Below are 12428 nucleotides of genomic sequence, written 5' to 3'. Positions count from 1 at the left end.
AAAGCTCGTGACGGACGTACACGGGCGACGACGGCCGGCGTGGGGTGGGGACCCCGGCGCCAACCACAACGCTTTTTCATTCATACGCGCAAACGGGGGAGGATAGACGCATGCAGCCACGGAACATGTCCATGAGCGGCGTCGTCGACCTCGCCGCGGTGAAGGCGGCCCAGGAGGCCAGGAGCAAGGCCGAGCAGGCGCGCGCCGAAGCCGCCCGACAGGGCGGCGCGGGGGCCGTCTCTCCGGCCGATCTCGTCATCGACGTCGACGAAGCCGGCTTTGAGCGCGATGTCCTGCAGCGCTCCGCCGAAGTCCCCGTCGTCATCGACTTCTGGGCCGAGTGGTGTCAGCCCTGCAAGCAGCTGAGCCCGGTCCTGGAGCGACTGGCCGTCGAGTACGACGGGCGCTTCCTGCTCGCCAAGATCGACGTCGACGCCAACCAGATGTTGATGCAGCAGTTCGGGGTGCAGGGCATCCCGGCCGTGTTCGCGGTCGTCGCCGGGCAGGCGCTGCCGCTCTTCCAGGGTGCCGCCGCGGAGCAGCAGATCCGGCAGACCCTCGACCAGTTGGTGCAGGTCGCGGAGCAGCGCTTCGGGCTGACAGGCCTGACCGTCGACCCGGACGCGCAGCCCGGCGCCGTCGTCGAGCGCGAGGTGCCGGCCGGCCCGTACGACGCCCTGCTGGAGGCCGCCGTACAGGCGCTGGACGCGGGCGACCTGGGCGGGGCGATCCAGGCGTACAAGAACGTACTGGCCGACGACCCGGCCAACACGGAGGCCAACCTCGGTCTCGCGCAGGCCGAGTTGCTCCAGCGGGTGCAGGGCGCGGACCCGCAGCGGGTGCGCAAGGAGGCCGCCGAGAAGCCGGGCGACGTGGAGGCGCAGATCGCGGCCGCCGACCTCGACCTGGTGGGCGGTCACGTGGAGGACGCCTTCGGGCGGCTCATCGAGACCGTGCAGCGCACGGTGGGTGACGACCGGGACGCGGTGCGGCGTCGGCTGCTGGAGCTGTTCGAGGTCGTGGGACCCGAGGATCCGCGGGTGATCGGGGCGCGCCGCGCGCTGGCCCGAGCCCTGTTCTGACCAGTTACTAAACGCCACGGCTTGTGATGCCGGGGTGAAAGATTTGCCGACGAGGCGTCAGGGCGGCCGCGCTTTACCAAATCTTGGTAATCGCGGCCGCTGTTACTCGTAGTAAATCAGGGCCTTTGACCTGTCTGGTTTTGTCCTGAAATAAATGGCATTGCTCTGCCCCCTGGAGCCACCCAGGGTGGCCTTCCGAGACCAGCGGGTCGTTGTTCGGTTATCCGGCCGTTACTAGCGAGTAACGAACCCCCTTGTGTCCGGCGCGAGAATGCACCACGATCGGCGACGCTCGGTCCATTCCCGTACCCCGACAGCCGGTCGGGTCGCGGGAGACTCTGGGTCCCCACCGAGCAGAGCCGGCGGCAGTGGCGCCGGCTCTTGGGCAGGGGGGTCTTCGCCTCGTCGGCGAAGCCTGTCCAGAGGTTGTGCGTGATGTGTGTCAGGCGCGACCAGTGGTTGTCGCTCGGGGGTGATCGCCGGTGATTCGGGCGCAGTTCGCGCCTCCGGGTACAGGCGCTCTCCTTCCCGAGGACGTAGCACTTCTCCCATCCCTGCCTGGCTGAGCCGCCGACTGGGGCGAGTCCGGGCCAGGAGATGTACGTCCGAGAAGGAGGAAATATGGAGTCCCAGGTGCGTGGCGGGACCAGATGGAAGCGGTTCGCTGTGGTCATGGTGCCCAGCGTCGCCGCTACGGCCGCGATAGGTGTCGCCCTCGCGCAGGGCGCTCTCGCAGCTTCGTTCAGCGTTTCGGGTCAGCAGTTCAAGGTGACGGCCGACAGCCTCCACGGCGAGGGCTTCGCCCAGTACGGGGCGGTCGACAGCGGCTACACGCTCGACGGGAAGAAGACGGCCCACGCGGTCGCAGTCTCGTCGTTCAACGACGCCACGATCACCAACATGTGCCAGTCCGTGGTCACCCCGGACGTGCCGTTCCTCGGGTCGATCACCCTCCGTCTGGAGGCCGGCGGCGCGGGTCACGACAAGGTACAGGCCCACAACCTCTACATCGACGTCGACGACCTGAAGGCCGATGCGGTCTTCAACGGCATCGACATCGGTGTGGCCGCCAAGGACGCCAGCAAGGGTCCGGGCATGAAGGGCAACGGTGAGCAGGCCAACCCGTTCGGCTTCGCTCAGCAGGCGGACTCGGCGGACCTGACCAACGTGCAGCAGACGGCGTGGGCCACCACCGCCGGCACGTTCAAGCTCAGCGGTCTGCACATGTCGCTGCACAAGGGCGACGGCAAGGGAATCGAGTGCTACTAGGCACTCGGTGATCGGGCGGGGGCGCCGACGGCACCCCCGCCCGACCCGCACTCCGGCCGCGTGTTCACACGCGGCACACATCACCACCACAGCAACGCCGCACCAGGGAGCTGTTTTCCATGAGCGCCGAGACTCCTGCCGCCGACCCCGGCCAGTTCACCCACCGGAGGCTGCAGTTCCGCGCATGGCGGGGCGCCCGTCCGTTCTGGGCCGGGCTGTACGTCCTGCTCAGCGGCCTTCCGATCATGTACTTCCCGTACTTCCACCTCCAGCTCGGTCATCTGACGCTGGCGATGGCGACCACGGCGGGGGCCGGCTCCCTGATCATCGGCGTGCTGCTCATCGTGCTGGGCGTCAGCCTCTGGTTCCAGAAGCACGTACGGACGTTCGCGGGAGTCGCCGCGATCCTGCTGGCGCTGGTGTCACTCCCCGTATCCAACTTCGGCGGCTTTATCGTGGGCTTCCTGCTCGCCCTCGTCGGCGGAGCGATGGCTGTGGCGTGGGTGCCGGGCGCGGAGCCGGAGGCGCAGGCCGGGCCCGGCCCGGTCAAGGGCGCAGCCCCCGAAGCCGCACCGCTGCCGCCGCAGGCCGCGGACGGGGTGAGCGAGTCGTACGACCTGTCAGGGACGAGCCCGGCCAACGAGGCGAACGGGAGGCACAGTGCCGGCTGACGAGGTGGCCCGCGGGACCGACGTGGACGGGTCCCGTGCAAGAACCGGGCCACGCCACGCGGCACCCAGGAAGCCGCTGTTCACCAGATTTCACATGCCGGGCGGCAAGGCGATAGCTTCCGTGGCCATGCCCACGGCGGTCATCGTGGGCATGGGGTTCACCTCGACCCTCGCCCTCGCCGACAACGGCAGCACGCCGTCGACGTCCAACAGCCAGAAGGCCGCGGACTACAAGGACTGCGTCAAGGCGCTGGACGGCTCCGACGACGCCACGGCCTCGCCGTCGCCGTCCGCGAGCGCGTCCACGGCCACGGCCACGCCGACCCCCACGGCGTCCGCCGAGACCCAGGCCGGCAAGACGACGGGCAAGACCTCTTCGTCGGATTCAGGTTCCGGCGACCAGGCCACGCCCACGCCGACGGCGACCTCCGGGTCGGGTTCGGACTCCGGCTCCTCGGGCTCCGGTGGCGGCAGCACCGCCACGCCGGCCCCGTCGGCGTCCCAGAGCAGCGGTGGCACCATCCTGGACACGATCGGCGACACGATCGGCGACATCGGTGACGTCCTCACCGGCAGCAAGAAGGACTCCGGTACGTCCGCGAGCCCGACGCCGTCCGCGTCCGAGTCCTCGTCGCCGGCCACGTCGTCCTCGTCCGGCTCCTCGGGCACGGGCGGCGCCGCCGACACCGTCAAGGACACCGCGACCAAGGCCGCCAAGACGGTCACGGACACGGTGAAGAACACCACCGACACGGTCTCCAAAACGGCCGGGGACGCCACCCAGGCGGTCAAGGACGCGACCGAGTCGGCGACGCCCAGTCCCTCCGCGAGCTCCTCGACGTCCCCGGACGACTGTCCGGCGGCCACCGACGACGTGAGCGGTGTCGACAACAAGGTGCCGGTGGCGGACGACCCCTGGTACCTGAACGCCAGCTCGCTGCTGCTGAAGGGTGCCGACTACCAGGGCATCGTCGAGGTGAAGACGGCCGACGGCACCAAGAAGAAGGTGCTGAAGTACGTCATCTCCGGCGGGACCGACATCGGTGACCTGCACCAGACGGTCAACGACAAGCAGTCCGGCAAGGTCTACCACGTGCAGGCCGCCGGTGGCTCGACGTCCACCATCCGCAACGGCGACACCGTGATGTACACCCAGAGCATCTCGGGCAACCTGTTCGGCCTGATCCCGGTGACGTTCAGCCCCGACAGCCCGCCGCCGCTCAACATCCCGCTGATCTACTTCACCCACGTGAAGGTGACGCAGGCAGCCCAGTTCGGTGGCGATCTCCACGTGCCAGGCATGCACGTGTACACCACCGACAACTGAGCACCCCCTCGACCCGTTCGGGAGCCGCACGCCGTGGCCCGGTCCTCCACTTGTGAAGGGCCGGGCCACGGGCATTTTCGCCAACGGTGATCCGGTTCCGGACCAGGAGGGAGGATCGAGGACATGGCAGATTTCATCCGCGCTGGCGTGAAGCCGAGGAGGAACCGCCGAGGGCGCCCCCTGCCACAGGGGGCGCCCTCGGTGTCGTACAAGGCCCTTGCGCGGAGCGTTACTTGCTCACGCCGCCCACGTGGTGGACCCGGACCATGTTGGTGGTGCCGGGGACGCCGGGGGGCGAGCCGGCGGTGATGACGACCGTGTCGCCGGGGTTGAAGCGGCTCAGCTGGGCCAGCTCCTGGTCGACCATGTCCACCATCTCGTCAGTGGTGTTGACGAAGGGGACGACGTGGGGCTCGACGCCCCAGCTGAGCGTCAGCTGGTTGCGGGTGCCCTCGTCGGTGGTGAAGGCGAGGATCGGCTGGGCCGCGCGGTAGCGGGACAGGCGGCGGGCGGTGTCGCCGGACTGGGTGAAGGCGATCAGCCCCTTGCCGCCGAGGAAGTCGGCGATCTCGCAGGCCGCACGGGCGACCGATCCGCCCTGGGTGCGCGGCTTCTTGCCGGGGACCAGCGGCTGCAGGCCCTTGGAGAGCAGCTCCTGCTCGGCCGCGGTGACGATCTTCGACATGGTCTTGACGGTCTCGACCGGGTAGGCGCCCACCGAGGACTCCGCCGAGAGCATGACCGCGTCGGCACCGTCCAGGATCGCGTTGGCCACGTCGGAGGCCTCGGCGCGGGTCGGCCGGGAGTTGGTGATCATCGACTCCATCATCTGGGTCGCCACGATCACCGGCTTGGCGTTGCGCCGGCACATCTCCACCAGGCGCTTCTGCACCATCGGGACCTTCTCCAGCGGGTACTCCACGGCGAGGTCGCCGCGGGCCACCATGACGGCGTCGAACGCCGCGACGACTTCCTCCATGTTCTCGACCGCCTGCGGCTTCTCCACCTTGGCGATCACCGGGACCCGGCGGCCCTCCTCGTCCATCACGCGGTGGACGTCGTGCACGTCCTTGGCGTCGCGGACGAAGGACAGCGCGACCATGTCGCAGCCCATGCGGAGGGCGAAGCGCAGGTCCTCGATGTCCTTCTCGGACAGCGCAGGGACGTTGACCGCCGCGCCGGGCAGGTTGATGCCCTTGTGGTCGGAGACGACACCGCCCTCGATGACGATCGTCCGCACCCGCGGACCCTCGACGTCCAGGACCTTCAGCTCGACGTTGCCGTCGTTGATGAGGATCTGGTCACCGCGCGAGACGTCGGCCGGCAGCCCCTTGTACGTCGTACCGCAGATGTGCTTGTCGCCCGGCACGTCCTCGGTCGTGATGACGAACTCGTCACCGCGCTCCAGCTCGACCGGACCCTCGGCGAAGGTCTCCAGGCGGATCTTCGGGCCCTGCAGGTCGGCGAGGACACCGATGGCCCGGCCGGTCTCCTTCGAGGCCGCACGGACGCGGTCGTACCGCGACTGGTGCTCGGCGTGGGTGCCGTGGCTGAAGTTGAAGCGGGCCACATTCATACCCGCCTCGATCATGGCGACGAGCATCTCGTGGGAGTCGACCGCGGGGCCGAGAGTACAGACGATTTTCGAACGGCGCATGGGGCGATCCTATCGGTTTGTTTCGCTGCGGAATATTCCGTCTGGCGGAAGATACAAATGGGCGGACATGCGCTCAGGCGTGTTACTGCCGTGTATTACTCAGTTCCACTGCTCAGCTGTACTGCCTTTTGCTCAACTGGCTCTTTCCGACCAGTGCGTAGGTCTGCGTGGCGATCTCCAGTTCCTCGTCGGTCGGCACCACGGCGACCGCGACCCGCGCGGACTCGGGCGAGATCAGTCGCGGCTCGTCGCCGCGTACGGCGTTCAGCTCGCCGTCGACCGCCAGGCCCAGCCCCTCCAGGCCCGCGATCGCAGCCTCCCGCACCGGCGCCGCGTTCTCACCGACCCCCGCCGTGAACGCGACCGCGTCCACCCGGCCGAGCACCGCGTAATAGGCGCCGATGTACTTCTTGAGCCGGTGAATGTAAATGTCGAAGGCGAGCGCGGCCGCATCGTCGCCCTCGTCGACGCGGCGGCGGATCTCCCGCATGTCATTGTCCCCGCACAGGCCGAACAGACCGCTCCTCTTGTTGAGAAGAGTGTCGATCTCATCCATGGACATTCCGCCAACACGCGCCAAATGGAAGATGACGGCGGGATCCAGGTCGCCGGAGCGGGTACCCATGACGAGGCCCTCCAGCGGCGTCAGCCCCATGGAGGTGTCCACGCACCGGCCCTTCTCCACCGCCGACGCGGAGGCGCCGTTGCCGAGGTGCAGCACGATCACGTTCACCTCGGACGGGTCCTTGCCCAGCAGCCGCGCGGTCTCGCGGGAGACGTACGCGTGCGAGGTGCCGTGGAAGCCGTAACGGCGGATGCGGTGCCGATCCGCGATCTTCGGATCGATCGCGTAGCGGGCCGCGGACTCCGGCATTGTCGTGTGGAACGCCGTGTCGAACACCGCGACCTGCGGCAGATCGGGGCGCAGCGCCTGTGCGGTACGGATTCCCGTGAGGTTGGCCGGGTTGTGCAGCGGCGCGACGGGGATCAGCCGCTCGATCTCGGCGAGCACCTCGTCGTCGATGACGGTGGGCTCGGTGAAGAACATGCCGCCGTGCACCACCCGGTGCCCGATCGCGGCCAGCTCCGGCGAGTCCAGGCCCAGGCCGTCCCGGCCCAGCTCCTCGGCGACCGCCTTGAGGGCCGCGTCGTGGTCGGCGATCGGGCCGGTGTGCTCACGGGTCCCGCCCGTGGTGCGGCAGGTGTGCTTGAGCCGGGAGGTCTGCTCGCCGATCCGCTCGACCAGACCCACCGCCAGCCGGCTGCTGTCCCGCATGTCCAGCAGCTGGTACTTCACCGACGAGGAGCCGGAGTTGAGGACGAGGACACGGGTCGGGGAGGTCACAGCTCGGACGCCTTCTCGCTGGGGTTCTGGGCCTGGATCGCCGTGATGGCGACGGTGGAGACGATGTCCTGGACGAGTGCGCCCCGGGACAGGTCGTTGACCGGCTTGCGCAGCCCCTGCAGAACCGGCCCGACGGCGATCGCGCCGGCCGAGCGCTGCACGGCCTTGTAGGTGTTGTTGCCGGTGTTGAGGTCGGGGAAGATCAGCACGCTGGCCTGCCCGGCGACATCGGAGTCCGGCAGCTTGGTCGCGGCGATGGACGGCTCGACCGCGGCGTCGTACTGGATCGGCCCCTCGATCTTCAGGTCGGGACGGCGCGAGCGCGCCAGCTCGGTGGCCTCGCGCACCTTGTCGACGTCGGCACCCGAGCCCGACGTACCGGTCGAGTACGACAGCATCGCGATCCGGGGCTCCACGCCGAACTGCGCCGCCGTGGCCGCCGACTGGATGGCGATGTCCGCCAGCTGCTCGGCGTTCGGGTCCGGGTTGACCGCGCAGTCGCCGTAGACCAGCACCTTGTCGGCCAGGCACATGAAGAAGACGGACGACACGATCGAGGAGTCCGGCCTGGTCTTGATGATCTCGAAGGCGGGCCGGATGGTGGCCGCGGTGGAGTGCACCGACCCCGACACCATGCCGTCGGCCAGCCCCTCCTGGACCATCAGGGTGCCGAAGTAGTTCACGTCGGAGACGACGTCGTAGGCCAGTTCCACCGTCACGCCCTTGTGGGCGCGCAGCAGGGAGTACTGCTCGGCGAAGGCGTCGCGCAGCTCGCTGGTGGCCGGGTCGATCAGCTGGGTGTCGCCGAGGTCGATGCCCAGGTCGGCGGCCTTCTTGCGGATCAGGTCGACCGGGCCGAGCAGGGTCAGGTCGCACACGCCCCGGCGCAGCAGCACCTCGGCCGCGTGCAGCACCCGCTCCTCGGTGCCCTCCGGGAGGACGACCCTTCGCTTGTCGGAGCGGGCCTGTTCGAGCAGCTTGTGCTCGAACATCATCGGAGTGACCCGGTCGCTGCTCGGTGCCGAGACCCGGCGGGCCAGCTCGGCGGTGTCGGCGTACCGCTCGAACAGGCCGAGCGCGGTCTCCGCCTTGCGCGGGGTGGCCGCGGTCATCTTCCCCTCGAGGGAGAAGAGGTGCTCGGCGGTGGGGAAACTGGTGCCGGACACGGAGAGCACCGGGGTGCCCGGGGCGAGCCGGGCGGCCAGCGTGAGGATCTCCTGGCTCGGCACCTCGTTCAGGGTGAGCAGCACGCCGGCTATCGGCGGGGTGCCGGCGCTGTGCGCGGCCAGCGAGCCGACGACCAGGTCGGCGCGGTCGCCGGGGGTCACGACCAGGCAGCCCGGGGTCAGGGCGCTCAGGAAGTTCGGCAGCATCGCACCGCCGAAGACGAAGCCCAGCGCGTCCCGGGCGAGCCCGGAGTCGTCCCCGAGCAGCACCTTGGCGCCGAGGGTCTGGGCGATCTGCGCCACGGTCGGCGCGGACAGGGCGGGCTCGTCGGGCACCACGTAGCAGGGCACCGGCAGACGGTCCGCGAGCCGCTCGGCGATCGCGTCGCGGTCCTCGCGGGCCACCCGGTTGGTGACCATGGCGAGGACGTCGCAGCCCAGTCCGTCGTACGCGCGGTAGGCGTTGCGCGTCTCGGCCAGCACGGACTCGGCCGTCTGTCCGCGGCCGCCGACCACCGGGATCACGGACGCGCCGAACTCGTTGGCGAGGCGGGCGTTCAGGGACAGCTCGTCCGGCAGCTGGGTGCCGGCGAAGTCGGTGCCGAGGACGAGGACGACGTCGTAGTCCCGGGCCACCAGGTGGAAGCGGTCGACCAGCGCGGAGACCAGCTCGTCCGTGCCCTGCTCGGCCTGGAGCGCGGACGCCTCCAGATAGTCCATGCCGTAGACGGTCGCCGGGTCCTGGGAGAGGCGGTACCGCGACCGCAGCAGTTCGAACATCCGGTCGGGCCGGTCGTGCACGAGCGGGCGGAAGACGCCCACCCGGTCGACCTGCCGGGTCAGGAGCTCCATGATCCCCAGCTCCACGACCTGACGGCCGTCGCCGCGGTCGATCCCGGTCACGTACACGCTGCGCGTCACGTGTGCACTCCGTTTCCTGTGGCTCGTCGGTGATGCTTCGGCGGTGTTGTCATGCCTGCGGCGGTGCTGTCATGTCTACGGCATAAAAATCGCCCACCAAGGTGAGCAGAACCCTCTTGACAATACCCCCGGTGCCGGATAAGGCGCCCGTCAGGACTTCACCGCTCCGGTGAACGTGAAAGAATCGGCAGTGGCTCACCGGCACCGAAAGCGAGCAGGAGACACAGCACGATGCGCATCGGAGTTCTCACCGCAGGCGGCGACTGCCCCGGCCTGAACGCCGTGATCCGGTCGGTCGTGCACCGGGCGGTGGCGCAGTACGGCGACGAGGTCATCGGTTTCGAGGACGGCTACCGGGGTCTGCTCGACCGCCACTACCGCACCCTCGACCTGGACGCGGTCAGCGGCATCCTGGCCCGCGGCGGCACCATCCTCGGCTCCTCCCGCCTGGAGCGCGACCGGCTGCGCGAGGCCTGCGAGCGCGCCACCGACATGGCCGAGGAGTTCGGCATCGACGCGCTGATCCCGATCGGCGGCGAGGGCACGCTGACCGCGGCCCGCATGCTCTCCGACGCGGGCCTGCCGGTCGTCGGCGTCCCCAAGACCATCGACAACGACATCTCCTCCACGGACCGCACCTTCGGCTTCGACACCGCCGTCGGCGTCGCCACCGAGGCCATGGACCGTCTGAAGACCACCGCAGAGTCCCACCAGCGCGTGATGGTCGTCGAGGTCATGGGCCGGCACGCCGGCTGGATCGCCCTGGAGTCCGGCATGGCCGCCGGCGCCCACGGCATCTGCCTGCCCGAGCGCCCCTTCGACCCCGCCGACCTGATCAAGATGGTCGAGGAGCGGTTCTCCCGCGGCAAGAAGTTCGCGGTCGTCTGCGTCGCCGAGGGCGCCCACCCCGTCGACGGCACCATGGACTACGGCAAGGGCGAGATCGACCAGTACGGCCACGAGCGCTTCCAGGGCATCGGCACCGCGCTCGCCTACGAGCTGGAGCGGCGCCTCGGCAAGGAGGCCAAGCCGGTCATCCTCGGCCACGTCCAGCGCGGCGGCGTCCCGACCGCGTACGACCGCGTCCTCGCCACCCGCTTCGGCTGGCACGCCGTCGAGGCCGCACACCGCGGCGACTTCGGCAAGATGACCGCGCTGCGCGGCACCGACGTCCGGATGGTGCCGCTGGCGGAGGCGGTCACCGAGCTGAAGACGGTCCCGAAGGACCGCATGGACGAGGCCGAGTCGGTCTTCTAGCCGTACCTGTTCTCTTCCAGCCGTACCTGTTCTCTTCTGGGCTGTACCTGTTCTCGGCTAGCGTTTCCTGTTCTCGACGGCCGTCCAGAAGTTCTCCACGATCCGGCCGATGAAGTCCTGGCCGGACTCGCTGGCGTCGCTGGTGCCGCCGCCCCAGCTCAGGGTGGCGGCCATGTGCCCCTGGTAGTCCTGGTGCAGCTCCTGCAGCACGTGCTCCAGGACTGCCCGGTCCAGGGGCGCGATCTTCGCCACCGGGCGCACATAGGCCTGCCAGCGGGTGGTCACCGCGCTGTGCAGCAGCTCGGCGAGCTTCGTCTCGCGGCCCGTGACGGTCACGAAGTCGGGCAGGGGCAGCTCCAGCACCTGGGCGAGCGCGGCGGACTGGCGCTCGTTGCCCCGCCACTCCCCGCTCTCCTCCATGCGCAGATACCCGGACAGGTCCATGCCGAGGGCGTGGGCCACGTCCTCGGGCGCGATCTGACGGGCGACGCGGTGCTCGCGCAGGGTACGGGGCCTGCCGATCAGTTCACCCGGAGAACACCACAGCACACCCGCGAGGGCGGTGAGCTCGGGATTGTCGGGAAAGGCGATCCCACGTTCCCAGGCGACGACGAGGTCCGGGGTGACGTACGGCATCCCGTACGACGCACGCATCCCGTAGGCGACGTGCTCGGGCCCCATGCCGAGGGCGGCACGGAGCCGGCGGGCGGCCGGGGCGTTGAACGGGGGAGCCGAGGGGTTCGGTTGGGCTGAGGGTTGGCGCACTCCGCACAAGCTAGGGAGCTACCCGCGGGTTGACTACGGGCCGTTCCGACAGGATCACTGATTGTAGGAACGTACGGTTCCGGCCGTTCGGTACGTCCCGGCCGTTCGGTGGGTAACGGGCGGATCACCCCTGCCCGCTATCCCTTGACCGCGCCACCGAGTGCGAACCCGCCCCCGAGCCGCCGCGCCACGAGCACGTACAGGAGGATCACCGGCGTCGAGTAGATCACGGAGAACGCGGCGAGCTGCCCGTACGCCACCATGCCCCGGTTGCCGAAGAAGTCGTTGATGCTGACCGAGGCCGGCATCTGGTCCGGGCTGAGCAGCAGCATGAAGGGAACGAAGAAGTTCCCCCACATCATCACGAACGAGAAGACGGTCACGACCGCGAGCCCCGGCCCCATCAACGGCAGCACGATCCGGACGAGTGACTGCAGTGACGACGCCCCGTCCGTCCAGGCCGCCTCCTCCAGCTCCTTCGGCACCCCGTCCATGAAGTTCTTCATCAGCCAGATGGCGAACGGGAGTTGGGACGCGGCGAAGAAGAAGATCGTCCCCTGCATCGTGTCGATCAGGTTCACCCGCACGAACAGCGCGTACACCGGCACCATGATCGCGGTGATCGGCAGACTCGTCGCGAACAGGATCGTCAGCAGGAACGGCCGGTTCAGCCGGGACCGGAACCGGGAGAGCGGATAGGCGGCGAGGGCCGCGCAGACGACGGTCAGCGCGGTGGCCCCGCCGCACAGGATCAGGCTGTTGAGCAGCGGGGTGTAGGTGATGTCCGGGGTGAGGATCGCGTCGAAGTTGCCGAGCGTGAGCCCGTCGGGCACCTTGACCTTCAGGTCCGCGTGCGGGTCCACGGAGGACAGCAGCACCCAGGCGAGCGGCAGCGCGAAGGCGAGGGCGACGACGAGCAGCCCGGCGTCGGCGGCGAGGCGACGCGAGGGACGATGTCGGGGCATGAC

The 12428-nt window shown here is 69.3% G+C and carries 10 protein-coding genes; 5 read left to right on the top strand and 5 right to left on the bottom strand.

Features of this window, described 5'->3' with window-relative positions:
* The first annotated feature begins 110 nt into the window (after window positions 1-110).
* The 4 genes from FB157_RS28910 (at window position 111) to FB157_RS28895 (ending at window position 4349) form a co-directional block, all read left to right on the top strand.
* Entirely contained in the window at window positions 111-1082 is a 972-nt protein-coding gene (locus FB157_RS28910; RefSeq protein ID WP_145883603.1) for a tetratricopeptide repeat protein, read from the top strand.
* A 621-nt stretch (window positions 1083-1703) separates the two neighbouring features.
* Window positions 1704-2351 carry a DUF6230 family protein gene (locus FB157_RS28905; protein ID WP_145883602.1) on the top strand — a complete coding sequence of 216 codons (648 nt, stop codon included), beginning with the start codon at window positions 1704-1706 and terminating at the stop codon, window positions 2349-2351.
* Window positions 2352-2470: 119 nt separating this feature from the next.
* Window positions 2471-3022, top strand: coding sequence for a DUF6114 domain-containing protein (locus tag FB157_RS28900; RefSeq protein WP_145883601.1), 552 nt, complete (start codon window positions 2471-2473; stop codon window positions 3020-3022).
* Entirely contained in the window at window positions 3012-4349 is a 1338-nt protein-coding gene (locus FB157_RS28895; protein ID WP_186581727.1) for a hypothetical protein, read from the top strand. Before FB157_RS28900 ends, FB157_RS28895 begins: the two co-directional genes overlap by 11 nt.
* A gap of 229 nt (window positions 4350-4578) precedes the next feature.
* Here FB157_RS28895 and pyk read toward each other — a convergent pair whose 3' ends face one another.
* From pyk to pta, 3 genes are all read right to left on the bottom strand, one after another.
* Complete coding sequence (gene pyk, locus FB157_RS28890) at window positions 4579-6006, bottom strand: pyruvate kinase (protein ID WP_145883599.1); 1428 nt, start codon at window positions 6004-6006, stop codon at window positions 4579-4581.
* Window positions 6007-6118: 112 nt separating this feature from the next.
* On the bottom strand, window positions 6119-7351 hold the full coding sequence (locus FB157_RS28885) for an acetate kinase (protein ID WP_145883598.1): 1233 nt from the start codon (window positions 7349-7351) through the stop codon (window positions 6119-6121).
* Entirely contained in the window at window positions 7348-9438 is a 2091-nt protein-coding gene (pta, locus tag FB157_RS28880; protein ID WP_145883597.1) for a phosphate acetyltransferase, read from the bottom strand. The genes FB157_RS28885 and pta overlap by 4 nt, the downstream gene beginning before the upstream one ends.
* Window positions 9439-9669: 231 nt before the next feature.
* Between pta and FB157_RS28875 the strand changes: the two genes are divergently transcribed.
* Window positions 9670-10695, top strand: coding sequence for an ATP-dependent 6-phosphofructokinase (locus FB157_RS28875; protein WP_145883596.1), 1026 nt, complete (start codon window positions 9670-9672; stop codon window positions 10693-10695).
* Window positions 10696-10752: 57 nt separating this feature from the next.
* Here the strand turns inward: FB157_RS28875 and FB157_RS28870 are convergent, their stop codons facing one another.
* Window positions 10753-11460, bottom strand: coding sequence for a helix-turn-helix domain-containing protein (locus FB157_RS28870; RefSeq protein ID WP_398947423.1), 708 nt, complete (start codon window positions 11458-11460; stop codon window positions 10753-10755).
* Between the two features lie 137 nt (window positions 11461-11597).
* Complete coding sequence (locus FB157_RS28865) at window positions 11598-12425, bottom strand: carbohydrate ABC transporter permease (protein WP_145883594.1); 828 nt, start codon at window positions 12423-12425, stop codon at window positions 11598-11600.
* Window positions 12426-12428: the final 3 nt, after the last annotated feature.

It is taken from the genome of Streptomyces sp. BK340 (assembly GCF_007827595.1).
Lineage (GTDB): Bacteria > Actinomycetota > Actinomycetes > Streptomycetales > Streptomycetaceae > Streptomyces.
This window is presented reverse-complemented; position numbering and strand designations above follow the sequence as displayed.